The organism is Variovorax sp. 160MFSha2.1, from assembly GCF_048305075.1.
GTDB classification, from domain to species: domain Bacteria; phylum Pseudomonadota; class Gammaproteobacteria; order Burkholderiales; family Burkholderiaceae_C; genus Variovorax; species Variovorax guangxiensis.
In genome coordinates this window covers 3562117-3588116 of record NZ_CP157624.1, presented here as the reverse complement: position 1 = coordinate 3588116, position 26000 = coordinate 3562117, and the positions used below count along the sequence as shown (strand labels likewise).

Sequence of the window (26000 nt, the reverse complement as noted above, 5' to 3'; positions counted from 1 at the left end):
TGTTCACACTATTTCCGGGGTCGCGAAGGGCCGCCAGGGCGGGCCAATCAAGGCGCGCGACGACGTGTGTGCATGCGCACACGCTAGGAGCGCAACGCCGAGTGGCCCGCCCTGGCGGCCCTTCCCGCAGGGTTGGAGCACCAACGCGAGCCCGGAAATAGTGTGAACAGGCCCTAGAGCAGCGGCGTGTAGGGCGATGTCATCGGGCTCAGCGTGGTGCCGCTTCCGGTGCCGTAGCCGGGCACGCCGATGCTGCTGGAGCCGCCGAACACATAGCGCAGGTAGACGCTGCCGGTGAACTGCCGGTAGTTCTGTGCATTGTTGAACCCCAGCGCCCCGCCCAGGAACATCTTCGGCGCCAGCTGGTACTCCACCACCGCGGCCAGGTTGTAGGCCAGGCCGGTCTTGGAGCTGCTGGCGTAGGTGTTGTTGTAGGCCGAGCTGCTCAGCCCCAGCGCCAGCGCCTGGTAGGCGGCGCTCGATGCGGCCGCATTGCGCGACGGGTCCGTCGGGAAGTAGGGCGACGACTTCTGGGTGAACGACTGCACACCCAGCGAGGCGTTCAGGCGCCACGAGAGCCTGTCGCTGCGCCCGCTCCAGTCGACCGGGAAGGCCACGCTCACGAAGCTCTGCGGGCTGAAGTAGCCGCCTTGCCCGTAGGTGTAGTAGCTCAGGTTCTTCTGGTAGCCCATCAGGCCGATGTTCATGCCCACGGTCAGCTTGGAGCCCGGGTTGTTCAGCAGGTGCAGGTAGGCGCCGCCGCCGGTCTCCACGCGCGAGTTGCTCTGAACGTTCCGCCCGGTGATGCCGTGCGCCGCGAGGTAGCTGTACACGCCGTAGGTGCCGTCGTCGTAGCCGATGTCGCCGCGCACGCCGGTGGCGACCACGCCGCCCCAGCGCTCATTGGTGCGCTCGTCCTTGGCGCCCGCGAACGACAGCACGCTGTCGGTCACGGCGCGGCGGGAGAGATCGGCCTTGTAGTTCCACGAGTCGCCGATGCTGCCCTTGAAGGTCACGTTGCCGACCACGTTGGTGGTGGGAAAGCCCAGCGGCGTGGTCCCGATGCCGGCATCGATGTTCTTGCCCTCGTAGCCCACGTTGAGGCCGACGCCGGCCGCGTTCTGCTGGCCGGGCGTGGCGCCGGTGCTCAGCGAGTTCAGGGCGGCGCTGGGGCCGCCGCCGAAGCGGCTGCCGGTGGCGTAGTCGCTCGCGGGCGTGCCGGCATCGAGCACGGTGGGCGTCACGCCCACGACGATCTTGCCTTCACCCGCCGGGAAGCGCGCCTGTATCGGCAGCTGGAAGTCCGACAGCCGGCTCAGCCCCGCCTCGCCGGCGCGGTTGCGGTACACCGTGCCCGCCGTGAGGCTCACGGCGCGCTGCGATTCGAGCTCCTGCAGCTCGGCGGCCACCGAACTCGCCGCGGGCGCGCTGCGCGGCGGCGCATTCCAGCCGGTGTCCGCGCGCGGCGTGTTGGCCTGCGCATACGCGGCATTCGCCTGCGGATAGCCGGGAGCCGGATAGCCGCCGGGCTGCTGCGCCGGCGGAATGTAGACCGGCGCGACCTGCTGCGTGCCGGGCACCGGGTACTGCGGCAGGGGCTGCTGCGCCGGCTGCGCGATGTACGCGGAGGCCTGTGGCACGTTGTTCGGATTCGCCGCGGCATTGCGCGCCGTGCGCGTCGACGACGACTTGGCCGCCGTCGTGCGGCCCTTGGCGTTCGACGCCGCAGCGCCGGGATTCCAAGGCAGGGCGCCAGGCGGATAGGCATTCGGTGCCGCAGCCGCGGGATAGGCCGGATACGCCTGGTTCGCCGCCGGATAGGCCTGCGCGACCGGGTAACCCGCCGGCACCGGAGATGCCTGATAGGACGCCGGTTGCATGCGCGCCTGAGTGAATGGATTGCCGTTGGCTGCCGGATAGCTGGCCGGCACGGCCGCGCTCGGTGCGCCGCCCGTCATGCCCGCAAAGGGATTGGCCGGCGGCAACGGCGAGGCCGCCATGCCGCCGGGCGCGAAGCCGCCCGACGCCACCTGCCGCTCGGCCTCGACCGCCGCGCGCAGGTACTGCTCGGCCTTGCGGCTCTCGCCCGCGTTGCGGTAGACGCGGCCGGCCGCCGCGAGCACGCGCGACTGGTCGGGGGCCTGCTTGAGCGCGGCCATCACGTAGTTCTCGGCCGAGCTGTGGTCGCGCTGTGCGCTGGCGCTGGCCGCGGCGGCGAGCAGGGTGTCGAGATCGGTCGGGTTGCGCTGAAGCACGCGCTGGTAGAGCGCGAGCGCCTGGCCTTCGTCGCGCGCCGCCGAGTACAGGCGGGCCAGCGCGGCCAGCGCCTGCGGATCGTCCGGGCGCTCGGCGAGCACCGGCGCCATCGCGTTGTAGGCCGCTTCGAGGTTGCCGGCCTCGCGCAGCGAATCCGTCTGGCGCAGCGCGAAGGCGATGCGCAGGTTGTCGAAGTCGGCGCGCTGGCTGGCCGTCATGTTGGTGGTGGCCAGCTGGCGCAGCACGGCCGACAGCTCGATGTCCTGCCTGGTCTTGAGCAGCACCGAGGCGTACAGCAGCCGGTCGCCGGTGCTCGGCGTGGGCGAGCGCGCCAGCAGCTGGCGGCTCATGGCCAGGGCGCGCGGCGCGTCGCCGATCTCGGCATAGGCGCCCGCGAGCTGGCCCCAGAGCTCGGCCGGCATGTCGGCGCTGAGCGCCGACTCTGCCTGCGCGAGCACGCCGCGTGCTGCATCCACCTGGCCCTGGCGTGCCAGCGCCTGCGCGCGTGCCGCCTGCTGCTGCGCCCAGAGGCGGCGCTGCAGTGCCGCCATGTCGCGCGTGCGCGAGCCGGCGGGAATGCGTTCGAGGTACTGGATGCCCGCTGCCGCGTCGCCGGTCTCGGAGGCGAGCAGGGCGCTGGCGTAGAGCGCGTCGGGCATGTCGGGCTGCGACATCAGCAGGCCCTCCATCACGCCGCGCGCTTCGGACACCATGCCGCGCTTGCGGTAGAGATTGGCGAGGTCCAGCCGCACCCAGGGGCTGTCGGGCGCGGCGAGCATCGCGTCTTCCAGCGTGCGCTGCGCGCCGGCCGTATCGCCAGCATCGGCCTGCTGGCGGGCGCGGTTGCGCGCCTGCTCGACCTGGATGTCGCGCAATCCGCCCAGCTGCGTGGCCTGCTCGGGCGTGAGGCGGCGCGACAGGGCCAGCGCCTCGTCGGGGCGGCCGGTCTGGCCGTAGACCGAGATCAGCCCGCGCAGCGCCTGCGTGTTCTGCGGACGGCTTTCGAGCACGCGCTTGTAGCCCTGTTCGGCCTGCGCGTAGTCACCCGCGGCGGCGCGCAGGTCGGCCAGTGCGTTCTGGCCCACGGGTTCGCGCGGATCGATGCGCACCGCGCGTTCGTAGAGCGACTGCGCGCCCCGCAGGTCGTTCTTGCCCTGGGCGGCCCTGGCCTGCCCGACCAGCACCCAGTAGCTGGCGCTCTGCAGCGCCGAATTCCATTTGCTGCCGCCGCCGCGCACCGCGCGCTCCAGCAGCTCCTGCGCCTCGGCGAAACGCTCCTGGCGCAGGCGCACCAGGCCCAGTCCGCCCAGCGCCTCGGTGTCGTCGGCCTTGGTGCGAAGCGCCTGCTGGAAGCGCTGCTCGGCGGTGCTCGCATCGCCGCGGTCCAGCGCCTTGAAGCCTTCGCCCACCGGAACGCCGGGCGAGCTGGTGGCCGCGGCCTTGGCGGTGGTGAGGCTTTCCAGCCGCGCGGCCACGGCTGCGTCGGTCTGGTTGTTGCTCAGGTATTCCTGGTAGAGCGGAACGTCGGGCTGGCGGGCGTCGAGCCAGATCAGCGCCTGCCGCCACGCGGCGCGCGCGGCGCCGGCAACGGCTGGCTGCCTGGTCAGCTCGACCAGCTCACGGATACCGGCGCGGCGCGTCGATTCGCTGTATGTCTTCTGCTGCGCCAGCGCGAGCTTGTAGCTGGTGTTTTCCGGGTGATCCTTCACCAGCTGTTCGAGGCCCCGGCGGCCTTCGTCGGCGCCCTGGGGCGTGCTGGCCAGCACCTGGTAGTACTCGAGTGCCAGCGCCTCGGGCGGCGGGCGGTTGTCGAACTGGCTGCGGTACAACTCCACCGCCTCGGCGGCACGGCCGGCACGCGCGGCGGTGCGGGCGCGCTGCAGCGTGCTCTGCGCGCCGGCAGGCTGCTGCGACTGCTGCTGCAGGCGGGCGAGGCGGCTGTCGTTCGGGTTCGCGGTGCGCAGCCTGGCGATCCAGCCGCGCGCGGCCTCGGAGTTGCCGCGCGAGAGCTCGACCTGCGCCATGCCGTACATCGCGTCGGTCGACTGGGGCTGCACGCTCAGCAGCTTCTTCCAGCTTTCCTCGGCGAGATCGGCACGGCCCTGGGCCTGCCAGTAGTTGCCTTGCTCGATCAGCGCGGCGCTGGCGTCTGCCTGCGCGTGAGCGGGGTTGGCGGCGCACAGCGCGACGAGCATGCCGAGGCAGGCCGTCCATTGACGGGATTGCGGCGAGAGCGAAAAAGGGCTCGGGAAAGGACGCGAGCCGGGGGCGACGCCGAGCGAGCGCCGGGGCTTCAGGCCGGTCGATTGGGACGGCATAGCGTTCTCCATGAGGTTTGCAGCTGGCCGTTGCGGCCGAATTCATAGCGGCCGTCGAGCCACGCCTGTCCGAAAAGCAACAGACACTGTTCGTAGTACGGCAAGGGCGCCACGGGTGGCGTCGTTGCGTTGGGTGCGGGAGGCGCCGCACGGCCGCCGGGCACACGGGCGACCTGGTCGGCCAGGGCGTCGGCGGCGTCCAGCGCCTTGAGGTAGGGCAGCATTGCGCCCGAGAAGCCCAGCGGCGCCATGCCGCGGACCTGGCCGGTGACGGTGTCGACGTACTCGGGCACCGCGTGGTTCTCGGCGAGTGCCTGGCGCGGGCCGCGCAGGCTCAGCAGCAGCATCTTGCGCGCCGGGTCGCGCTCGGAAAGCATGCCCACCCAGAGGTAAACGCGGATGGCGTCATAGCTGCCGGTGACGCCCTTCTGTGGATCGGCAACGAAAGAGCGCGAATCCTGCGACCAGGCGCACCAGTCGGGCGCGAAGCCCTTGGGCGTGACGGCGCCGAACATGCGCAGCGTGTTGTCGATGACCTCGTTCCACGGGCCTGCCGCGTCGGCCTGCTGGAAGTAGCGCAGCAGCTGCAGCGGCGCATAGCTCGGGTTGAGGCGCCACAGCGGCCCGCTCGCCACCGACTTGGGCCAGGGCAACAGCATGCGCCCGAGGCCCGGCACGTTGATGATCTCCTCGCGCACCGCCAGCGCCAGCACCTCGCGGCCGAGCGTGCGATAGGCGGCATCGTTCCAGAGGCGGCCGGCTTCCATCAGCGAATAGGCGATCCACAGGTCGGCGTCGGATGCGGCGTTGGCGTCGAGCACGCCCCATCCGCCGCTGGGCTTGCGGCCCCATTGCCAGGCCGGCAGCTGCTTTGCGAGGCTGCCGCCCGCGAGGTTGGCCTCGGTCCACGCCAGCACGCGCGAGAAGGTGGCGCGGTCGTTGTGGATCAGCGAGAAGAACAGGCCGTAGGACTGGCCTTCGGAGGTCGACTGCTGCTGCGGCGTGTTGAAGTCGATCACCCGGCCGTCGGGCTGTATGTGGCGCGCGGCGAAGGCGGCCCAGTCGGTGGCGGGGTGGCAGGCAGGCGCGGCTGCTGGAGGAGCGGCAGGCGCCGGGGGCGCTGCGGTGGGCGCTGCAGCGGCCAGCCGAGGCAGCGCCAGCGCCAGCCCGGCCGCGCCCAGCAGGGCACGCCGGCTCGCAAGCCGCTCGGGTGGGGGCGCCGTGTTCGAGCGTCGCATGAGTTCCTTACTTCCCCTTGGCCTTCACCGACAGCCGGCGGCGCGCGCGCAGCTGCAGGCCCGCGTACGACACGGCCGCGCCCAGCAGCGCCAGCACGATCACCAGCCCGGCCAGCATCAGCGGGCTGCGCGAGAGGTGCCACTGCACCCAGGCGACGGGCGGCAGGCGGCCGACGTAATACGTGTCCTGGCCCAGCACGCTGTTGACCTGCGTGTCGCGCACGATGGTCATGCTGCCCTGCACGCTCTTGAGCAGCTCGGGCGTCATCAGCGCGTTGAGCAGCGCGTCCTTCGACTCGCTGTTGGTGATGGCGGCGACCACGCTGCGGCCGCTTTGCAGCGGCGACTGGAAGCCGGCCAGCACCGCGTCGCGGCCGTCGGCGCTCACCGAGATCTGCATCGAGCCCGGCAGGTCCTCGCGGGTGCGTGCGCCGATCACGAAGTCGATGGCGTTGTCGATCCAGCTGTTGAGCTTCAGCTCGGGCGCGGTGCCGTTGCGCTTGAGCGGCATCCGGTCGGCCCATTGGGAGAACAGCGGCTGGTTCTGCAGGTTGCCAATGACCAGCAGGTCCTTGTCGGCCCACTGCGGCGCCTCGCCCGAGCGGCCCACCTTCACGCGCAGCGCGGGGTAGCCGGTGGAGCGGCCGATCTGGCCGAGCAGGCCGAGGAACATTTCGGTGTCGCTGCTGCTGGGCTGGTCGGGCAGGATGACGGCGGTGTCCGACAGGTCGGCCATGCGCGAGAACGGGAAGCCGCCGTTGGCGTAGGCGGCAAGCTCGGGCATCGCGATGAAGTGCGGGAAGCCCGACACGTCGATCTTCGAAGTCGGGTCGATCGAGCCGCGCACGTTGTCCAGCTGCGGCACGCAGCGCCCGCCCACCGGCTCGAAGTAGTAGTGCAGCCTCAACTGGCTGCGCGGGCCCATGGCCAGCGGCGGCAGGATGATTTCCTTGCGTTCGGCCAGCGTGCCGTCGGGCATCAGCTTCACCGCCAGCGGGTTCCACCAGCGGTCGCCGGCCGGGTTGGCCGAGCGCAGCGGCAGGCCGCCCACGAAGTTCTCGTTGACGTTGACGTTCAGCGTCGACTGGTCGGGTCGCACGCGCGGCGTGTAGCGGTATTGCAGGTCGAGCGGAATGCCGCGGCTGCGCCAGGTGAACAGGTCGGGCGGCAGCTGCAGGTTCACGCGGACCACGTCGGGGTTGTAGCCCGACACCGAGAGGTCGGCCGCCGTGGCCAGTTCGCCCAGCTGCAGCGGACGGTCGCTCGGCACCCAGCGCGGCGCGTCGTAGGGCTTGCGCGCGGGCGGCTCCTGGAAGGCGGTGATCGATGCGGTCGCGCCCGCGAAGGCCTTGGCGTTGAGCGCCAGCGCGGCGGCGGCGGTGCGCAGGTCGGCGGGCGTGCTGCCCATCACCAGCAGCAGCTTGCCGTTGGCGTCGCGCGGGTTGTCGACGATCGCCAGGCCCGGTCCGCGGATGGCCGGCAGCGTGAGGCCCGGAATGCTCGAATCGGGCGTGACGAACACCACCGCGTGGCCGGTGGGCAGGTCACCGCCGGACACCGGGAAGGTCGCGCCGCGGTAGTCGGCCAGCGCGCCGAACCACGACGACACCACGCCCGCGGCCTCCAGCACCGGGCCCGAGGCGGCGGTGCCGAACACGAAGGGAATGCGCGCGCGGCGCACGTCGCGGCGGTCGAAGAAGGGCTGCGGCAGGGCGGCCAGGTCGTTGACCAGCTTCAGCGGCGCCACCGTCAGCTTCAGCGTGCTGGTGGCGTCGATACGCGCCCACAGGCTGGTGTGCGCCGGGTCCTCGCACTCGCGGGTGTAGTGGCCGATGAGCTCGACGTTGATGCGGTTGAACTCGGTGATCAGGCGCCGGTCGATCGGGATGTCGGCCGTCTGCGGCCGGCCCGCGCCCGCGGTGGGCACCGGCAGCGTGGCCACCAGCACGTCGTTCACCGTGACCTTCAGGTGCGAGAGCTCCGGGATCAGCGAGGGCGAGTAGGCGTAGTTCAGCCTGAACGAGGCGGCCGTCACCAGCTCGTCGGCGCGCACGTTGAACGGGATGCCCACGGTGCCGCTGATGCCGCGCAGCTGAACCGCGTAGTCGATGCCGAGTTGCGTGAGGTTGAGTTCGCGCACCGCGCCGCCGGCAGGTGCCGCGGCAGCAATGGGAGCCGGCGCCGCCTGCGGGGCGGCAGCGGCGGCCGCAGCCTGGGGCTCGGCCGGCCGGGGCTGGGCGAAGGCCGTGCCGGTGGCGGCGAGGGCCACGGCGAGGGCCACGGCGCGGGAGACGAACGGGGACGAAGCCACGCTGACGGGATGCTCGGCGCGGCGATGCGCACGCTGGTTGGGCGTCACGTGGGTCGTCACGTGGATTCCTTCGCTTTGACGGGACGCAGCCGCGAGGCGGCCGCACGGTAGTAATGGCTGAACATGTCTCGGAAACCGGTGCCGCTGATGCTGATGATGTGGCCGAGCACGCGGTGGATCGGCACGCGCGGGTGGTTGCCCCAGCGCGCGGCCCAGATGTCGGCGCGGGCGGTGGTGCACTGCACCAGCGCGCGTTCCTGCGCGAAGCTCATCGGCACGAAGCTCAGGCCCAGGCGCTTGCCGCTGCTGAAGCGCACGGTGGAGGCGAAGCGCGATTCCTGGTCGTTGCGGTACAGCGCCACCTCTACCGGCGTTTCGAGGTCCAGCTTCAGGTCCTGCGGGAGCTCGAGGCCCAGGCCGCCGCTGGAGAAATCGAAGGTGTTGCAGCGCAGGGAGCGGCCATCGGTGAAGTACAGCGTGGCCGGCAGGTTGAGTTCGACGCGGTGCGATCCGCGCAGCTGGCGCGACTCGTTGGCCGCGGCCACGCAGGCTCCCAGGATCATCAGGTTGTAGACCGTCCAGGCGAGATTCAGCCACACGGTGGCGATGTGCTGCGAGTCGACCCAGGTCAGCCGCCACACGCCCAGGCACACGCCCACGAAGTTCAGCGCGAGCAGCACCAGGCTGGCCTTGGCGATGGTGCTGTCGAAATACTCTTCCTGGATCAGGCCGCCCTTGGCCGTCACGTTGAAGCTGCCCAGCTTGGGGTTGATGAGCGCCACCAGCGTCGGGCGGAAGATGTACCAGGCCAGCACCGCCTCGTAGACCTCGTTCCACAGCAGGTAGCGGAATCGCCCCTGTATCCGGCTGTTGGTCAGGTTGGCGTGCAGGATGTGCGGCAGCGCGAAGGCGAAGATCATCGAGGCCGAGGCGTGGATCACGCTCGCGCCGAAGTACAGGTAGGCCAGCGGCGCCGTCAGGTAGATGAGCCGCGGCAGCCCGTACAGGAAGTGCAGCATCGCGTTCACGTAGCACAGGCGCTGCGCCCAGTGCAGCCCGCGCCCGAACAGCGGGTTGTCGATGCGGAAGATCTGCGCCATGCCGCGCGCCCAGCGGATGCGCTGGCCCACGTGGCCCGAGAGGCTTTCAGTTGCCAGGCCCGCGGCCTGCGGCAGCGCGAGGTAGGCGGTGTTGTAGCCCAGGCGGTGCATCTTCAGCGCGGTGTGGGCGTCTTCGGTGACGGTCTCGACCGCGATGCCGCCCACTTCTTCCACGATGGTCCGGCGCAGCACCGCGCAGGAGCCGCAGAAGAAGGTGGCGTTCCAGAGGTCGTTGCCGTCCTGGATCAGGCCGTAGAAAAGCTCGCCCTCGTTGGGCACCGTGCCGAAGGTGTCGAGGTTGCGCTCGAAGGGGTCGGCCGAGAAGAAGTAGTGGGGCAGCTGGACCATGCCCAGCTTGGGGTCGCGTCCGAACCAGCCCATGGCGATCTGCATGAACGAGCGCGTGGGGATGTGGTCGCAGTCGAAGATCGCGACGAACTCGCCGGTGGTGTTCTTCAGCGCGGCGTTGATGTTGCCGGCCTTGGCATGGCGGTTGTTGTCGCGCGTGACGTGGGTCACGCCGACCTGTTCGCAGAACACGCGGAATTCCTCGCGCCGGCCGTCGTCGAGCACGAAGATCTTGATCTTGTCGCGCGGCCAGTCGATCAGCTGCGCGGCCAGCACCGTGGAGCGAACCACCGACAGCGATTCGTTGTAGGTCGGAATGAACAGGTCGATGGTCGGCCACTCGGCCGGGTCCTCCGGCAGCGGCACCGGCTTGCGCTCCAGCGGCCAGGCGGTCTGTACGTAGCCCAGCAGCAGCACCACGAAGGCGTAGAGCTCGGCCATCAGCAGGCCGACGCCCAGCACCAGGTCGAGCAGGTTGTCCATGAACATGGTCTCGGTCACCCGCCAGTAGGTGTAGCGAGAGGACACCACCACCGACAGGAAGATCAGAACCAGGCTGGCGAAGCGCCCGCGGAAGCGGTTGGTGACGAGCGCCGCCACGAAGATGCCCACGGACAGCACGATCTGCTGCTCGAAGGTCATCGGCGCGATGATCAGCGCGGGCAGCATCGTGAGCGCCACGATCCAGCCGAGGATGCGCACCGGCAGCAGCTTCAGGATGGCCGGCGCCGGACGGGGCTCCGGCTGGGCCGGCGCGGCGGACTGGGCGTGTTTCATCGGTTCGTTTCCGTGGTCCGCAGGGTCGGGAAGGACGCCGCCTGGCGCGCGGTGTCTAGGCGTTCGAGCAGGCGCTCGGCGCAGGCGTCGATGTCCTGCGTCGCCTGGCTCATGGGCGCGTAGCGCTGCACCGGCGCGGCCGAGGCCAGCGCCTCTGGCACCGCCTGGTCCAGGTGCAGCATGCCCAGCAGCTCGGGGCGCAGCCGCTGGCGCAGAAGTTCGAAGACATCGTGGTTGAGCCGCTTGCCCGGGTCGATCTGGTTCACCACGTAGCCGGTGCCGAGGTAGCCGCCGCGCGGGCGGGCGTACTTGTCGAGCATGCGCTCGACGATGGGCAGCGTGGCGAAGGAGCCCGCATCGGCCAGCACCGCGACCACGCCGAAGCTGGCCGCGCGCAGCGCCTGCTGCAGGTAGACCGAGGGGCCGGGCGGGGTGTCGAGCACCACCAGCGTCCCGGCGGGCAGGCCGAAGCGTTCCAGCGTGTCGCCGAGCCAGCCGGGCGACCGGGCCAGCTGCTGCTCGAACGCGATCTGGCGTTCGTCGTCGACGTCGCCGAAGGGCAGCAGCATCACGCCGCCGTGCGCGGGACGGATGGCGCGGGCCCACGGCATCAGGCCGGTGGCAGCCTCGACCAGGCCGCTGTCGCAGGCCTGCGGCTCGTTGGCGATGTGGAAACGCAGCGCGTTCTGCGGATCGAGATCGATGGCCAGCACCTGCCTGCCGCGCTGCGCGAGCGCGGTGCAGAGGTTGGCGGCAATCGTCGTCTTGCCTACGCCGCCCTTGGAGGAGATTACGGGGATGACAACCATCGTCACGTCGGCCTTCGCCAGCGTGACATGGGACCCTGCGCCACGGCTGCCTTCTGCGGCGCGGCCAGACGTGCGAAAAGTTGCTCGAGCGGTGTCGCAGCGGAACCCGGGCCGGAGGCGATGGCGCCCAGAGCCGGTGCGGGCTCGGGTGCGAAGACCGGGACCGCGGCTGGTGCATGGGCGACTGGAGCGGCGACCAACGGTGCGGGCGAGGGCGCGTGCAGGGGCGTTGCCGCGCCGACCGGAACTGGAGCGGGCGCCAGTGCGGGCGCAGCGACCGGGGCGGCAGCCGTGACCGCCGGCGGATGGGTGATCTTCTCGCCCGACAGCAGTGGCCACACGCGCGGCGCCTCGGCGTCGGGCGGCGCGAATTCCTTGTAGCCGTTGCCGTTGCCGCCGAACTTGCCGAACAGGCCGGCGATGTCCTCGGGCATGTGTTCCTCGGTGCTCATGCGCCTGCCCTCGACAGGCGCAGATCGATGCGCGGCCCGGCCTGGACCTCGGGCTGCAACGCTTGCACGCGCAGTGTGGAGGGCATGTGCTGCGCCTCGAACCAGGTCTGGTAGGCACCTTCGAAGAAACCGACGCTCCAGTCGGTCGATCCGGGCCCGAAGGCGGCGGCCACAGGGCTGCAGGCGTGGGTGATGGCGACGCCGTCGGCTTCCTCGTTCAGCACGGCGAAGCCCCAGTCGATGCCGTCCCAGCGGGCGTTGAACTGGTCCTGCAACTCCTCGAGCGTGTGGCAGCGGGGGATCGGCAGGGCCTGCGCGAGACGCTGGCCGATGCGAAAGAAAAGCTGCCTCAGATCTTCCGGAGGCAACCCGGCGCTCAGCTCGGCGGCCATGCCGCGGTTGAATTCCAACCATTGGGCGCTGCAGGATTTCTTTTCGTAATAGTCAATAAACGTCGCACCAGTTTCCATGCCGAGGCATTCTCTTGGATCAGTTAACTATTGACAATGAATGTGAACTAATTAGTACGAAAGAACTGAATTTGAGCTGGCCAACTGTCTGAATTCGGGGACGAGCTCGAACCGCGACCTTCGTCGGGTCGACTTCCATACGTCGCGCGGGCGCGATCGGATTCAAGTTTCTGGTGAAGTGCGCTTTCGTCCCCGCCGTCATCGGAGACAGGCGCGGACGACGCTGCCGTGCGCCCGCGTCGCGACTCGGCCCGGGGTCAGTCCGAGAGGGCTTCGCCCGCGTGCTGGAACATGGTGCGGCGGCCGTGCTTTACCGCGTACATGGCGGCATCGGCCTGCCGCAGGGCCTCCTCGGCGGAGGTGGTGCGCGGATCGACCGCCACCACGCCGACGCTGGCGCCCGCGTAGTCGATGGTCAGGTTCCTGAGCCGCAGTTCGCCCTTGGTGTTTTCCGCAAGCCGGTCGCCCAGCGCCATCGCGCCGGTACGCGGCGATTCGCCGAGGCCGGGGCCCAGGCCGATCACCACGAACTCGTCGGAGCCGAATCGCGCCAGCATGTCGCTCGCGCGCACGCAGTTCGACAGCTGCTTCGCCATGGCCGCCAGGAACTCGTCGCCGACCGCGTGGCCGTGCGCGTCGTTGATCTTCTTGAAGTCGTCCATGTCGATGAAGCCGACCAGCACGCTCTGGGCGCTGCGCGCACCCTGCGCCAGCATGCGCTGCAGCGCGTCGACCAGGGCGCGGCGGTTCGGCAGGCCGGTAAGTACGTCGGTCGCTGCATTGGCCGAGAGTTCGATGCCGGCCTTGTCGAGCCTGGCGACCATCTGCTCGCGGTCCACCTGCTGGGCGATCAGCTTTGCGAACAGGCGAAGTACCGGCTCGGCGATGGCCGGCAGGGGCATCTGCCGGGCGCTGGCGGCGCACAGCGCGCCATGCAGGCCGCCGCCGTCGAGCCTGACGGGTGCGCTCGCGCAGGTCTGGATGCCCAGTTCGCGGGCCGCATCGGCATCGCCCCAGCAGCCGCCGGCATCGTCGGCGTAGATGCGGTCTTCTTCCAGCGCATGGCGACACAGCGTGTCGCCCCAGGGAACGTAGGCGCCTTCGGGAATGGTCAGCTCGCCCGCGTTGTGGGCGAAGAGGATGTGCTGGCGGGCCTTGTCGGGCTCGATGACCGTGAGGTAGGCCGATTCAAGGCCGGTTGCCGCCTCGAGCATTTCGAGCATCGGGCGCGCGAGGTCTTCCAGCGTCGTGGCCGAGGAGACGGTTTCGGATAGCTGTTCGATCAGGAATTCCATGGCCGACATTCTGAGGGCTCCCGGGGTGTCAGGAGGCCAGTGCTTCCATCAATTCTGTTTCGATGGCCAGTTGCGTCTTCTGGCCCTGTAGTTCGGGGCCGCTGATCAGGAAGGTGTCTTCCACCCGCTCGCCCAGCGTCGTGACCTTGGCGAGCTGCAGGTTCAGGTGATGGCGCGCCAGCACCCGCGCCACCGAATACAGCAGGCCCGCGCGGTCGCTGGCCGAAATGCTGAGCAGCCAGCGCTGCGCCTTGTCGTCCGGCAGCAGGCTGATGCGCGGCTTGATCGGAAAGCTGCGCACCCGGCGCGACACCCGGCCCATGCTGGGCGGCGGCAGCGCGCCGGCCTCGGTAAGCGTTTGCGCCAGGCCCGACTCGACCATGCTGATCAGGTCGCGGTAGTGGTCCGGCAGGAAGGTGGTCACCACCTGGAAGGTGTCGAGCGCGTAGCCGTTGCTCGTGGTGTGTACCTTGGCGTCCAGGATGCTGAAGGAGGCCTGGTCGAAGTAGCCGCAGATGCGCGCGAACAGGTCGGGCTGGTCGGGCGTGTACACGACCACCTGCAGGCCTTCGCCCACCGGGGACAGGCGCGCCCTGACGATGGGTGCTGCCTTGGGGTCGGCCGGCACGTTCGGCGGCGGCACGAAGCGCGAGAGCTGCTTGGCGTGCCAGGCGATCTCGCCGGCGTCGTGGCGCATGAAGTAGCCGACGTCGAGCGTGTCCCACAGGGCCTTGTGCGCCTCGAAACGCTGGGCATGCAGGGCGAGCTGCACCAGGGCCTCGCGCTTGCGCGACTCGACTTCCGCATCGGGGTCGGGCATGCGCCCGCCCAGCGCGCGCAGGGTGTAGCGGTACAGGTCTTCCAGCAGCTTGCCCTTCCAGGCGTTCCACACGCGCGGCGAGGTGCCGCGGATGTCGGCCACCGTCAGCAGGTAGAGCGCGGTCAGGTAGCGCTCGTTGCCCACGCGTTTGGCGAAGGCGCCGATCACCTCCGGATCGCTCAGGTCCTGCTTCTGGGCGACCTGGCTCATCACCAGGTGCTCGGCCACGAGGAATTCGATGAGCTTCGCGTCCTCGCGGGCGATGCCGTGCTGCTTACAGAAGCGCTGCACGTCGCGCGCGCCCAGCGTGGAGTGGTCGCCGCCGCGGCCCTTGGCGATGTCGTGGAAGAGGGCGGCCACGTACAGGATCCAGGGCTTGTCCCAGCCGGCCGCGAGCTGCGAGCAGAACGGGTACTCGTGGGCGTGCTCGGCGATGAAGAAGCGCCGCACGTTGCGCAGCACCATCAGGATGTGCTGGTCCACCGTGTAGACGTGGAACAGGTCGTGCTGCATCTGCCCCACGATGCTGCGGAACACCCGCAGGTAGCGCCCCAGCACCGAGGTCTGGTTCATCAGCCTGAAGGCGTGCGTGATGCCGTAGGGCTGCAGCACGATCCGCATGAAGGTCTGGTGGTTGACCGGGTCGTTGCGGAACTTGCTGTCCATCACGTGGCGCGCGTTGTAGAGCGCGCGCAGCGTGCGCGCCGACAGGCCCTTCACGCCGATGGTCTTCTGGTAGAGCAGGAAGGTCTCGAGCACCGCGTGCGGCTCGCGCTCGTAGAGGTCGTCGCTGGCGATCTCGATCAGGCCGGCGCGTTCGTAGAAGCGCTCGTTGATCGGCGTGTGCTGCTCGTCGCTGGGCTGCAGCCGCTCGGAGATGTTGAGCAGCAGGATCTGGTTGAGCTGCGACACCGCCTTGGCGGCCCAGTAGTAGCGCCGCATGAGCGCCTCGCTCGACTTGCGCTGTGATTCGCTCTCGTAGCCGAAGCTGGCGGCCACAGCGGTCTGCAGGTCGAACACCAGGCGGTCCTCGCGCCGGTTGGCGATCACGTGCAGCCGGGCGCGGATCAGCGAAAGCAGTGCCTCGTTGCGCTTGATCTGTTGCGCCTCGAAGGACGTGGCCAGGCCATTCTTGGCCAGGTCGTCCCAGCGGCTGCCGTAGCCGGCGGCCTTGGTCATCCAGAGGATGGTCTGCAGGTCGCGCAGGCCGCCGGGCGATTCCTTGCAGTTGGGCTCCAGCGCGTAGGGCGTGTTGTCGAACTTCTGGTGGCGGTGCCGCATTTCCTGCGACTTGGCCACGAAGAAGGCCTGCGGGTCGATGGCGCGCGAGAAGCGGCGGCGGAAGGCGGTGAAGAGCTTCTTGTTGCCGGCGATCAGGCGCGCCTCGAGCAGCGAGGTCTGCACGGTGACGTCCTTCTCGGCCTCCGCCAGGCATTCTTCGACGGTGCGCACGCTGGAGCCGATCTCCAGGCCGGCGTCCCAGCACTGGCCGATGAAGGCCTCGATGCGGGCCGGCTCGATGCCGTCGGCCTCGCCCTCGGGCGGCAGCAGCAGCAGCACGTCGACGTCGGAATACGGAAACAGCTCCCCGCGCCCGAAGCCGCCCACGGCCGCCAGCGTGAGCGAGTCGCCGAAGCCAGCGTCGCGCCATAGGGTGCACAGCGTTTCGTCGGCCAGCGCCGAGAGCTGGCGCAGCACCGTGTGGACGCTGCGGGTCGGGGCGCGCGCGAAGCGCAGGGTGTCGAACAGGGCGAGCTTTTTCGCGCGATAGGCTTCGCGCAGCGTCGCCACGTCGATGTTGGCTGCTTCGATCACGGCGAGGGGGTGCGTCTGCGCGTCAGGTCTTGGTGGCGGTGACGAAAGAGGGCAGCGGCGGGCTTCCGGCCGACAGCGTCAGCACCTCGTAGCCGGTCTCGGTGACGAGCACGGTGTGCTCCCACTGGGCCGACAGCGAATGGTCGCGCGTGACGATGGTCCAGCCGTCGTACTGGCCGCCCTTGAAGTCTTCCTTCACGTCGCGCTTGCCGGCGTTGATCATCGGCTCGATGGTGAAGATCATGCCGGGCTTGAGTTCTTCCATGGTGCCCGGGCGGCCGTAGTGCAGCACCTGGGGCTCTTCATGGAAGCGCTGGCCCACGCCGTGGCCGCAGAACTCGCGCACCACCGAGAAACCCTGGCCCTCGGCGAACTTCTGGATCGCATGGCCCACGTCGCCCAGGTGCGCGCCGGGGCGCACCTGCAGGATGCCGTGCCACATGGCCTCGAAGGTGATGTTGCACAGGCGCTTCGCCGCGATGGAGGCGTCGCCGATCACGTACATGCGGCTGTTGTCGCCGAACCAGCCGTCCTTGATGACGGTGACGTCGACATTCATGATGTCGCCCTTTTTCAGGGGCTTGTCGTTCGGGATGCCGTGGCACACCACGTGGTTCACCGAGGTGCACAGCGACTTCGGGAACGGGACGCTGCTCGCGCCCATGTAGCCCACCGTGGCGGAGGTGGTGCCCTGCTTGACCATGTACTCGGCAGCCAGCCGGTCGACATCGTTGGTCGTGATGCCGGGCTTGATGAGGGGAGTGAGGTAGTCCAGCACCTCGGAGGCCAGGCGGCATGCGACCCGCATGGCTTCGATGCCTGCAGCGTCTTTGTAGTTAATGCTCATGGCCGAATTATCCCATTGGCCCGGCTAAAATCCCGGGTTAACGCGGATGACCCCAGTCAGCGGCCATCCGCCTCGATTCCTTGATTTCCCAACGCGGCCCCCGAGGCCCCATCGACCGTGACGCAGCCCGCACCTCAAGCCCTTCCTGTCGTAACCATGTTCGAGGGCGGCAGCGCACTCAGCGACTTCCGCGCACGCCAACTCCTGCCGAAGCTGCAGGCCATCGAGCCGCGCATCGAGGGCATCTCGGCCCGTTTCGTGCACCTCGTGGTGACAGACGCGGCGCTCGGCCAGGCCGACCGCGAGCGTTTCGCCGCGCTGCTGACCTACGGCGACCCCTTCGAGGCGCCGGCCAAGGCGGGCACCAGCGTGGTGGTCACGCCGCGCCTGGGTACCGTGTCGCCCTGGGCCTCCAAGGCCACCGACATCGCCCACAACTGCGGGCTGGCCCTGCGGCGCGTCGAGCGCGTCACCCAGTACCACCTGAAGCTCAAGGCCCCGCTGATCGGCAAGGCCCCCGTGCTCGACGGCGACCAGCTGGCGGCCGTGGCCGTCCCGCTGCACGACCGCATGACCGAATCGGTGCTGGCCACGGTCGAGCAGGCCGCCAGCCTCTTCAGCGAGCTGCCGGCCCAGCCGATGGCGCAGGTCGACGTGCAGGGCGGCGGCCGCGCCGCGCTGGTGGCGGCCAACACCGGCTTCGGCCTGGCGCTGGCCGAGGACGAGATCGACTACCTGGTCGACGCCTTCACCCGCCTGGGCCGCAACCCCAGCGACGTCGAGCTCATGATGTTCGCGCAGGCCAACAGCGAGCACTGCCGCCACAAGATCTTCAACGCCAACTTCACCATCGACGGACAGGCCCAGCCGCAGAGCCTGTTCTCGATGATCCGCAACACCGAGAAGCTGAACCCGCAGCACACGGTGGTGGCCTACGCCGACAACGCCTCGATCATGGAAGGCACAGCCATCGAGCGCTTCGTGCCCGCCAGCGGCTCGCAGAGCTATCAAAAAGATAGCGCCCTGAGCCATGTGCTGATGAAGGTCGAGACGCACAACCACCCCACGGCCATCTCGCCGTTCCCGGGTGCCTCGACCGGCGCGGGCGGCGAGATCCGCGACGAGGGCGCCACCGGCCGTGGTTCCAGGCCCAAGGCCGGCCTGACCGGCTTCACCGTCTCGAAGCTCTGGCCGGAAGAGGGCAGCTACGGCAAGCCCGAGCACATCGCCAGCCCGCTGCAGATCATGACCGAGGGCCCGCTGGGCGGCGCCGCGTTCAACAACGAATTCGGCCGCCCCAACCTGCTGGGCTACTTCCGCGAGTACGAGCAGACCGTGGCGAGCGACGTCGACACCGTGCAGCGCGGCTATCACAAGCCCATCATGATCGCGGGCGGGCTCGGCAGCATCGATGCGGCGCAGACCAAGAAGATCCAGTTCCCCGCCGGCTCGCTGCTGATCCAGCTCGGCGGCCCCGGCATGCGCATCGGCATGGGCGGCAGCGCCGCCAGCTCGATGGCCACCGGCGCCAACGCGGCCGAGCTCGACTTCGACTCCGTGCAGCGCGGCAACCCCGAGATCGAGCGACGCGCGCAGGAGGTCATCAACCACTGCTGGCAGCAGGGCGCGGCCAACCCCATCCTCGCGATCCACGACGTGGGTGCGGGTGGCCTGAGCAACGCCTTCCCCGAGCTCACCAACGACGCCGGCCGCGGCGCGCGCTTCGACCTGCGCGCAGTGCCGCTCGAGGAGTCGGGCATGGCGCCGAAGGAAATCTGGTGCAACGAAAGCCAGGAGCGCTACGTGCTGGCCATCGCGCCCGAATCGCTCGAACAGTTCAAGGCCTTCTGCGAGCGCGAGCGCTGCCCGTTCTCGGTGGTCGGCGTGGCGACCGAAGAGCGCCAGCTGCTGGTGGCCGATGAAGGCGCCGAGGTGCAGCCCGTCGACATGCCCATGGACGTGCTGCTCGGCAAGCCGCCGAAGATGCACCGCGACGTGAAGACCGTGGCGCGCAGCTTCAAGCCGCTCGACCTCACCGGCGTCGACCTGCAGAAGGCGGCCATCGACGTGCTCTCGCACCCGACGGTGGCTTCCAAGCGCTTCCTCGTGACCATCGGCGATCGCACCGTGGGCGGCATGAGCCACCGCGACCAGATGATCGGCCCGTGGCAGGTGCCCGTGGCCGACTGCGCCGTGACGCTGGCCGACTACAAGGGCTTCGCAGGCGAAGCCATGAGCATGGGCGAGCGCACGCCGCTGGCCGCGCTCGACGCGCCGGCCTCCGGCCGCATGGCGGTGGCCGAGGCCATCACCAACCTGCTGGCCGCGCCCATCGAACTCTCGCGCGTGAAGCTCTCGGCCAACTGGATGGCCGCCTGCGGCGAGCCCGGTGAAGACGCCGCCCTGTACGAGACCGTCAAGGCCGTCGGCATGGAACTGTGCCCGGCGCTGGGCGTGTCGATTCCGGTGGGCAAGGATTCGCTGTCGATGCGCACGCAGTGGAAGGACGGCGGCGAAGCGAAGAAGGTCACCTCGCCCGTGAGCCTGATCGTCAGCGCCTTCGCCACGCTGCCTGACGTGCGCGGCACGCTCACGCCGCAGCTCGACGCCGAAGAGGCCGACACCACCCTCGTGCTGATCGACCTGGGCCAGGGCAAGCACCGCATGGCCGGCAGCATCCTCGCGCAGACACTCGACCAGAGCGGCGACACGGTGCCCGACCTCGACGACCCGGCGCAACTCGTGGCGCTGGTGAATGCCGTGAACGCGCTGCGCGCGGACGGCAAGATCCTCGCGATGCACGACCGAAGCGACGGCGGCCTGTTTGCCACCGCCTGCGAGATGGCCTTTGCCGGCCACGTCGGCGTGGCGCTCAATGTCGACATGCTGGTTACCGAAGGCGACGGCATCTCCGACAGCCGCATGGAGACCGGCGACGCCAAGAACTGGGCGCAGCAGGTCAGCGCGCGCCGCGAGGAGCTCACGCTCAAGGCGCTGTTCAACGAGGAGCTGGGCATGGTGCTGCAGGTGCGCACCGCCGAGCGCAACGACGTCATGCAGGTGCTGCGCGCCCACGGCCTGAGCACCCACAGCCACTTCGTCGGCAAGACCCGTCCGGCCAGCTCCACCATGGACGCGGGCAAGGGCAAGATCGAAGTCTGGCGTGACGCCAAGTCCGTGTTCAGCGCGAGCCTGCACGACCTGCAGCAGGTGTGGGACTCGGTCAGCTGGAAGATCGCCCGCGAGCGCGACAACCCCGCCTGCGCCGATGCCGAACACGCCGCGGCCGGCGATCCGGCCGACCCGGGCATGCACGTGTTCCTGCCGAACGCGCAACAACCCGTTGCCCCGGCCATCCTGCAGTCGCGCCCCAAGGTCGCGATCCTGCGCGAGCAGGGCGTCAACTCGCACGTCGAGATGGCCTACGCCTTCACCAAGGCCGGCTTCGAAGCCTTCGACGTGCACATGACCGACCTGCAGACGGGCAGGGCGGACCTCGCCGACTTCAAGGGCGTGGTCGCCTGCGGCGGCTTCAGCTACGGCGACACGCTGGGCGCCGGCATCGGCTGGGCCCGCAGCATCACCTTCAACCCGAAGCTGGCCGAGCAGTTCAAGACCTTCTTCGGCCGCGCCGACACCTTCGGCCTGGGCGTGTGCAACGGCTGCCAGATGTTCGCCGAGCTGGCCGACATCATCCCGGGCGCCGAGGCCTGGCCGCGTTTCACCACCAACCAGAGCGAGCGCTTCGAGGCGCGCCTGTCGATGGTCGAGGTGCTCGAGTCGCCCAGCATCTTCTTCGCGGGCATGGCCGGCAGCCGCCTGCCGATCGCGGTGGCGCACGGCGAGGGCTATGCCAACTTCAAGTACCGCGGCGACGCCGACAAGGCCATCGCCGCCATGCGCTTCGTCGACAACCACGGCAAGCCGACCGAGCAGTACCCGTTCAACCCGAACGGCAGCGCCGACGGCCTGACCTCCGTGACCACGCCGGACGGCCGCTTCACCGCAGTGATGCCGCATCCGGAGCGCGTGTTCCGCAACATCCAGATGAGCTGGACCTCGGGCGACAAGAGCGAGCTGAGCCCCTGGATGCAGATCTGGCGCAATGCGCGCCGCTGGGTGGGCTGAGGCCTGGCTCTTCGCCACCCCGGGCGCTCCGGGCGCCCACGAAAAAGCGGCCCGAAGGCCGCTTTTTCATTTTCAGAACACCGCGGAACCGGCGTTGCCGGGCCGCAGGGCCTGGGGGTTATTCCACTTTCGCCTTGGCGCGCAGGTCTTCCTGGTACTTCTGCAGGCGCTGCTGCTGCAGCTGCTGCGTGATCTGCGGCTTCACTTCTTCCAGCTTCGGCAGTTGAGCCTGGCGGATGTCGTCGACGCGGATGATGTGCCAGCCGAACTGGGTCTTGATCGGGGCAGGGGTGGTCTCGCCCTTCTTGAGCTTGATCATGGCTTCCGAGAACTCGGGCACGAAGCTCGCGGGGTTGGCCCAGTCGAGGTCGCCGCCGTTGGCGCCCGAACCCGGGTCCTTGCTCTGCTTCTTGGCGATGTCCTCGAACTTCGCGCCCTTCTTCAGGTCGGCCATGATCTTCTTGGCCTGGTCTTCGGTCTCGACCAGGATGTGGCGGGCCTTGTATTCCTTGCCGCCGTTGGCAGCGACGAACTTGTCGTACTCGGCCTTCACGTCGGCGTCGGCGACCGGGTTGGTCTTACGGTAGTTCTCGAACAGGGCGCGGATCAGGATGGCCTGGCGGGCGAGTTCGAGCTGGTTCTTGTAGTCCTCGGTGGCATCCAGGCCCTGCTTCTGGGCTTCCTGCATGAACACTTCGCGCGCCACGATTTCCTCGCGCAGCTGGCCTTGCATCTCGGGCGTCACCGGGCGGCCGGCGGCTGCCAGCTGCTGGGCCAGGACGTCCATGCGGGCCTTGGGCACCGGCTTGCCGTTCACGATGGCTGCGTTCTGCGCCAGGGCCGCCATGGGGATGGCACCGAGCAGCGCTGCGGCCGCGACGGCCTGCAAGATTTGTTTTTTCATGGAATGAATGGTCGAGCTGGGAAGGAAATGCGCGTGTAGGAGTTGCGCGGTAATGAAAGCAGGGGATTGAGGGAAGAAAGGGAGAAAGCAGCTGCCGGTGCGGGCGCGGCGTGCGAGCGATGCGTTGGACGACTGACTCAGAGCACCTCGATGGCGATGGCGTGCAGACCCTGTGCGATGAAAACGTGGAGGGCATCATACACAAGCCGATGCCGCGCCACGCGCGGCTTCCCGTCGAACAGGGGGGAGGCGATGCGCACCCTGAAATGGGTGCCCCGGCCCTCGGCGTTGGCACCGGCGTGCCCCGCGTGGGCGGCGCTTTCGTCGATCACCTCGAGCGCGGTCGGCGCGAGCGCCTTGCGCAGCGCCGCCTCGAGTTCGGCCGTGGTGGGAAGGGGGGCGGCCGTGCTCGTCATGCCGCGGGCTTGTCTTCTTCGTTCTTCAGGTGCGGCGCGATGTACAGGCCCTGCGCCACCAGGAAGACGATGGGGAACACGTAGCCCCAGAGCTTGAAGTTGACCCAGGCCTCGGTCGTGAAGTACGCCGCCACGTAGCCGTTGATGACGGCCATGAAGACGCAGTAGCCGATCCAGGCCACGTTGAGCCGGCCCCAGATGCGGTCGGGCAGCTCCAGCTGCGAGCCCAGCAGCATCTTCAGGAAGTTCTTCTTCAGCGCCCACAGCGCCACCGCGAGCGCCAGCGCCATGGCGCCATAGAGCACCGTCGGCTTCCACTTGATGAAGCGATCGTCGTGCAGCGCCAGCGTGAGCGTGCCGAACAGCAGGATCAGCACCAGCGTGGCTTTCTGCATTGCCTGCAGCTTGCGCTCGGTGGCGTAGATGATCGCCATCTGCACCACCGTGGCGGCCATGAGCACGCCGGTGGCGGTGTAGATGTTGCCCATCTTGTAGGCAATGAAGAAGAGCAGGATCGGGAAGAAGTCGAGGATCAGTTTCATCGAGCGGGTTGCCTGTTTCTTTTCTCTTATTTCTTCTGGAAGTCGAGCGACGCCGAGTTCATGCAGTAGCGCAGGCCGGTTTCGGTCGGGCCGTCGGGGAACACGTGGCCCAGGTGGGCGCCGCAATTGGCGCAGACATTCTCGGTGCGCACCATGCCGTGCGAGCGGTCGATGATGTTGCGGATGGCGCCCGGCACGGCTTCCTGCGAGAAGCTGGGCCAGCCGCAGCCGGCGTCGAACTTGGTCGCCGACTCGAAGAGCTTGGCGCCGCAGCAGATGCAGTGGTAGGTGCCGTCTTCCCAGTGCGCCTCGTACTTGCCGGTGAAGGGGCGTTCGGTGGCCGCGTGGCGCGTCACCTCGAAGGCCGCGGGCTCGGCGCCTTTTTCAGCGAGCAGGGCTTTCCATTCGGCGTCGGTTTTCTGTACGGGAGTGGTCATGATGAGCAGCTGATTTCGATCGTGGAGGCCCAGTCGGGCGGGAACCCGGCATACGCGTCGGCGCCGGGATGTTCTTCAAATGGGGTCTGCAGCAGAGCCAGCAAGACTGCCACACCCGAGTGGTCCTTTTGCTGACTCGCTTCGATGGCCTGCTGTCCCAGGTGGTTCCGCAGCACGAACTTCGGGTTGGAGCGGCGCATCAGTTCCGCGGCCCGGGCCCTGTCGGCGGCGGCATGGCGCTGCGAAAACGATAGCAGCCAGGCGTCGAAGCCCGGGCGATCCAGGAAGAGGTCGCGCACCGGCTCCAGGTTGCCGTCGGCCATGTAGTTGGAGAGCCGGCGCCAGAAGATGGTGTAGTCGACCTTGCCGGCGGCCAGCAGCTTGAGCACGCCTTCGATCAGCGCGCGGTCGCCCTCGGCTGCTTCAGGAAGGCCCAGTTTGGCGCGCATGCGGCCTTCGAACTCGTTCGGGAACACCGTCTTGTAAGACTCCAGGGCGGCCACGGCCACTTCCTGGTCGCCGATCAGCGGCAGGAGCGCCTGCGCCAGGCAGAAGAGGTTCCAGTAGGCGACGTTGGGCTGCTGGTTGAAGGCGTAGCGCCCGCTGGTGTCGCTGTGGTTGCAGATGTGGCGCGGGTCGAAGCCGTCGAGGAACTGGAACGGGCCGTAGTCGATGGTGAGCCCGAGGATGCTCATGTTGTCGGTGTTCATCACCCCGTGGCAGAAGCCCACGGCCTGCCATTGGGCGAGCAGGGCGGCGGTGCGCTCGCTCACGGCTTCGAGGAAGGCGGCGTAGGCGTTGCCGCCGAAGCGCTCGGTGGTGCGGCAGGCGGGGTAGTAGCGGTCGATGACGTAATCGGCCAGAGCGCGCAGTTCGTCGTTGCGCTGGTTGGCCGCGAAATGCTCGAAGTGGCCGAAGCGCACGAAGCTGGGCGCCACGCGGGTGACGACGGCGGCGCTTTCGATCTCCTCACGGTACACGGGGGCATCGGAGCCGGTCACGCACAGCGCCCGGGTGGTCGGGATGCCCAGGCCGTGCATGGCCTCGCTGCAGAGGAATTCGCGGATGCTCGAGCGCAGCACCGCGCGGCCGTCGCCGCCGCGCGAATAGGGCGTGCGCCCGGCGCCCTTGAGCTGCACTTCGAGACCACCTTCGGTCTCGCCGAGCATGATGGCGCGCCCGTCGCCGAGCTGCCCGGCCCACACGCCGAACTGGTGGCCGCTGTAGACGGTGGCGAAGGGGCGGGTGCCTGTAACGGGCAGGCTGCCGGTGAGGGCCGCCAGCGTGGCGCCGGATTCGTGCCAGCCGGCCGGCAGCCCGAGCTGGCGGGCGACGGTTTCGCTGCGGCCTACCCAATAGGGATCGGGCAGGGGCGTGGGGCGCAGTTCGGTGAGGAAGGCCGGTCCAAGGGCGGCGAAACCCGGTTTCCAGCGCAAGCCCAGGTCCGCGGCCTCGGTGTCTTCAGCAAGCAAGCTCATGCCCGGATTGTCCGGCACCGCGCGTAACCCCTGGCCGGGCGGGCCATCGGGGGCCGGCCGGTGTCAGGCCGCGAGGGCGGCGGGGGTGTCCCAGAGGCGGGCCCGGTACTGCGCCGGCGGCACGCCGAACCAGCGCTTGCAGGCGCGGAAGAAGTTGCTGGTATCGACGAAGCCCAGCATGTCGGCCACGTCGGTCAGCGTGTGGCGGTCTTCGGCCAGGTACTGCTTGGCCAGCTCGCGGCGGGTGCGGTCGAGCAGCGACTGGAAGGACACCGACTCCTCCTGCAGCCGCCGCTGCAGCGTGCGCTCGGCCAGCCCGAGGCCGGAGGCCACGTCCTGCCGGCGCGGTTCGCCGTGCTGCAGGCGGCGCGCGATCTCGGCGCACACCAGCGTGCTGGTGGTGGTCTGGCCCAGCAGATCGAGCTGATCGTCCAGCAGATGCTCCTGCATCTCGCCCAGCGTTTCGTGGAAGGTGGGCAGCGGCGTGGCCATGTCGGCGGCCGACAGCAGCAGGCGGTTGGCCTCGGCGTTGAACCGGATCTCGCAGCCGAAGGCCTCGCGGTGCAGGCGGTCGTCGGCCGGGGCGGGGTAGACGAACTCCATCGCCAGCGGCTGCAGCTCGCGCCGCGTGAGCCATTGGCACTGCATGAGCACGGTCAGCAGGGCGTATTCGACGCGCTGGCGCGGAATGGGCAGGCTGCCGCCGGTGTGTCGCATCACCATCCAGCAGCCGCGCGGATCGGGGTGCAGAGAGAAGGCGGTGGCGTCCGAAATAACGGCCATGTAGCGCGTGAGCCGCACCAGCGCCGATTCGAGGCTGGAGCTGCACGACATCGCATGCCCCACCGTGCCCAGCTTGCTGTGTGTGGAAGCCAGGTCTCGGTGCAGGCCCAGCGTGGGCCGGCCGGCGCGGGCCACCGCGAGCTGCCAGAGCACCGAGATCTCATCGACCGGGATGCGCGCGTTCTGCCGGTGCAGCGAGTCGGGGTCGAAGCCGGCTTCGCACAGCAGCGAGGGCACATCCAGTCCTTCGGCCTCGAACATCGACAGGACGCCCTCGAGCCACGCGGCCGAACTGGTGCGCAGCTCCGGCTGCGGCATGCAGCCCGGCCGGCGCTGGGTGCCGCGTTGGCGCAGTGGCGTGGAGGCTCCTGAAGTCATTCGTTTGGCTTTGTTGCGATAGCGATGAAAACCGTGCCGGTTTCTAGAATTTTTTTACGCGTTCGGCGGCCCCGGAGT

The 26000-nt window shown here is 69.1% G+C and carries 17 protein-coding genes; 1 reads left to right on the top strand and 16 read right to left on the bottom strand.

Translation table 11 applies throughout. The features are described from left to right. Positions 1–173: 173 nt before the first annotated feature. The 10 genes from ABL838_RS16175 to map form a co-directional block, all read right to left on the bottom strand. Entirely contained in the window at positions 174–4574 is a 4401-nt protein-coding gene (locus ABL838_RS16175; RefSeq protein WP_418121161.1) for a cellulose synthase subunit BcsC-related outer membrane protein, read from the bottom strand. Next, positions 4550–5812 carry a cellulose synthase complex periplasmic endoglucanase BcsZ gene (gene bcsZ, locus ABL838_RS16170; RefSeq protein WP_418121160.1) on the bottom strand — a complete coding sequence of 421 codons (1263 nt, stop codon included), beginning with the start codon at positions 5810–5812 and terminating at the stop codon, positions 4550–4552. The genes ABL838_RS16175 and bcsZ overlap by 25 nt, the downstream gene beginning before the upstream one ends. Before the next feature lie 7 nt (positions 5813–5819). Beyond that, positions 5820–8183, bottom strand: a complete 2364-nt coding sequence (gene bcsB / locus ABL838_RS16165; protein WP_418121159.1) for a cellulose biosynthesis cyclic di-GMP-binding regulatory protein BcsB — start codon at positions 8181–8183, stop codon at positions 5820–5822. Beyond that, positions 8180–10348, bottom strand: coding sequence for a UDP-forming cellulose synthase catalytic subunit (bcsA, locus tag ABL838_RS16160; protein ID WP_184637689.1), 2169 nt, complete (start codon positions 10346–10348; stop codon positions 8180–8182). Before bcsA ends, bcsB begins: the two co-directional genes overlap by 4 nt. Beyond that, complete coding sequence (bcsQ, locus tag ABL838_RS16155; protein WP_184637691.1) at positions 10345–11157, bottom strand: cellulose biosynthesis protein BcsQ; 813 nt, start codon at positions 11155–11157, stop codon at positions 10345–10347. The genes bcsA and bcsQ overlap by 4 nt, the downstream gene beginning before the upstream one ends. A 2-nt stretch (positions 11158–11159) precedes the next feature. After that, complete coding sequence (locus tag ABL838_RS16150) at positions 11160–11609, bottom strand: hypothetical protein (RefSeq protein ID WP_418121158.1); 450 nt, start codon at positions 11607–11609, stop codon at positions 11160–11162. Continuing rightward, positions 11606–12079, bottom strand: a complete 474-nt coding sequence (gene bcsD / locus ABL838_RS16145) for a cellulose biosynthesis protein BcsD (protein WP_418121157.1) — start codon at positions 12077–12079, stop codon at positions 11606–11608. Before bcsD ends, ABL838_RS16150 begins: the two co-directional genes overlap by 4 nt. A 257-nt stretch (positions 12080–12336) precedes the next feature. Continuing rightward, complete coding sequence (locus tag ABL838_RS16140; protein WP_126020186.1) at positions 12337–13374, bottom strand: sensor domain-containing diguanylate cyclase; 1038 nt, start codon at positions 13372–13374, stop codon at positions 12337–12339. A 28-nt stretch (positions 13375–13402) separates the two neighbouring features. Further along, entirely contained in the window at positions 13403–16009 is a 2607-nt protein-coding gene (locus ABL838_RS16135) for a [protein-PII] uridylyltransferase (protein ID WP_418121156.1), read from the bottom strand. A gap of 22 nt (positions 16010–16031) precedes the next feature. Further along, the gene (gene map / locus ABL838_RS16130; protein ID WP_093195007.1) at positions 16032–16856 is read right to left on the bottom strand and encodes a type I methionyl aminopeptidase; all 825 of its coding nucleotides are present in this window, start codon (positions 16854–16856) and stop codon (positions 16032–16034) included. A 156-nt stretch (positions 16857–17012) separates the two neighbouring features. Between map and purL the strand changes: the two genes are divergently transcribed. Then, entirely contained in the window at positions 17013–20984 is a 3972-nt protein-coding gene (gene purL / locus ABL838_RS16125) for a phosphoribosylformylglycinamidine synthase (protein WP_418125871.1), read from the top strand. Between the two features lie 118 nt (positions 20985–21102). Here purL and ABL838_RS16120 read toward each other — a convergent pair whose 3' ends face one another. From ABL838_RS16120 to ABL838_RS16095, 6 genes are all read right to left on the bottom strand, one after another. Continuing rightward, entirely contained in the window at positions 21103–21888 is a 786-nt protein-coding gene (locus ABL838_RS16120) for a peptidylprolyl isomerase (protein ID WP_184637698.1), read from the bottom strand. A gap of 137 nt (positions 21889–22025) precedes the next feature. Next, positions 22026–22304 (bottom strand): BolA family protein, encoded by a 279-nt coding sequence (locus ABL838_RS16115; protein ID WP_369662227.1) that lies wholly within the window; start codon positions 22302–22304, stop codon positions 22026–22028. Beyond that, positions 22301–22846, bottom strand: coding sequence for a septation protein A (locus ABL838_RS16110; RefSeq protein WP_019652541.1), 546 nt, complete (start codon positions 22844–22846; stop codon positions 22301–22303). The genes ABL838_RS16115 and ABL838_RS16110 overlap by 4 nt, the downstream gene beginning before the upstream one ends. A gap of 26 nt (positions 22847–22872) precedes the next feature. Beyond that, positions 22873–23283, bottom strand: a complete 411-nt coding sequence (msrB, locus tag ABL838_RS16105; protein ID WP_126020174.1) for a peptide-methionine (R)-S-oxide reductase MsrB — start codon at positions 23281–23283, stop codon at positions 22873–22875. Beyond that, positions 23280–24761, bottom strand: a complete 1482-nt coding sequence (locus ABL838_RS16100; RefSeq protein WP_418121155.1) for a protein adenylyltransferase SelO — start codon at positions 24759–24761, stop codon at positions 23280–23282. Before ABL838_RS16100 ends, msrB begins: the two co-directional genes overlap by 4 nt. A 63-nt stretch (positions 24762–24824) precedes the next feature. After that, complete coding sequence (locus ABL838_RS16095) at positions 24825–25862, bottom strand: AraC family transcriptional regulator (protein WP_126020449.1); 1038 nt, start codon at positions 25860–25862, stop codon at positions 24825–24827. Between the last annotated feature and the right edge of the window lie 138 nt (positions 25863–26000).

Bases quoted from the DNA above. Each gene is read 5' to 3' on its own strand.
- ABL838_RS16110 (WP_019652541.1), bottom strand. From the start codon at position 22,846: ATGAAACTGATCCTCGACTTCTTCCCGATCCTGCTCTTCTTCATTGCC.
- bcsA (WP_184637689.1), bottom strand. From the start codon at position 10,348: ATGAAACACGCCCAGTCCGCCGCGCCGGCCCAGCCGGAGCCCCGTCCG.
- bcsZ (WP_418121160.1), bottom strand. From the start codon at position 5,812: ATGCGACGCTCGAACACGGCGCCCCCACCCGAGCGGCTTGCGAGCCGG.
- purL (WP_418125871.1), top strand. From the start codon at position 17,013: ATGTTCGAGGGCGGCAGCGCACTCAGCGACTTCCGCGCACGCCAACTC.
- ABL838_RS16120 (WP_184637698.1), bottom strand. From the start codon at position 21,888: ATGAAAAAACAAATCTTGCAGGCCGTCGCGGCCGCAGCGCTGCTCGGT.
- msrB (WP_126020174.1), bottom strand. From the start codon at position 23,283: ATGACCACTCCCGTACAGAAAACCGACGCCGAATGGAAAGCCCTGCTC.
- ABL838_RS16175 (WP_418121161.1), bottom strand. From the start codon at position 4,574: ATGCCGTCCCAATCGACCGGCCTGAAGCCCCGGCGCTCGCTCGGCGTC.
- bcsQ (WP_184637691.1), bottom strand. From the start codon at position 11,157: ATGGTTGTCATCCCCGTAATCTCCTCCAAGGGCGGCGTAGGCAAGACG.
- ABL838_RS16150 (WP_418121158.1), bottom strand. From the start codon at position 11,609: ATGAGCACCGAGGAACACATGCCCGAGGACATCGCCGGCCTGTTCGGC.
- ABL838_RS16115 (WP_369662227.1), bottom strand. From the start codon at position 22,304: ATGACGAGCACGGCCGCCCCCCTTCCCACCACGGCCGAACTCGAGGCG.
- bcsD (WP_418121157.1), bottom strand. From the start codon at position 12,079: ATGGAAACTGGTGCGACGTTTATTGACTATTACGAAAAGAAATCCTGC.
- ABL838_RS16095 (WP_126020449.1), bottom strand. From the start codon at position 25,862: ATGCCGCAGCCGGAGCTGCGCACCAGTTCGGCCGCGTGGCTCGAGGGC.
- ABL838_RS16140 (WP_126020186.1), bottom strand. From the start codon at position 13,374: ATGGAATTCCTGATCGAACAGCTATCCGAAACCGTCTCCTCGGCCACG.
- map (WP_093195007.1), bottom strand. From the start codon at position 16,856: ATGAGCATTAACTACAAAGACGCTGCAGGCATCGAAGCCATGCGGGTC.
- ABL838_RS16100 (WP_418121155.1), bottom strand. From the start codon at position 24,761: ATGAGCTTGCTTGCTGAAGACACCGAGGCCGCGGACCTGGGCTTGCGC.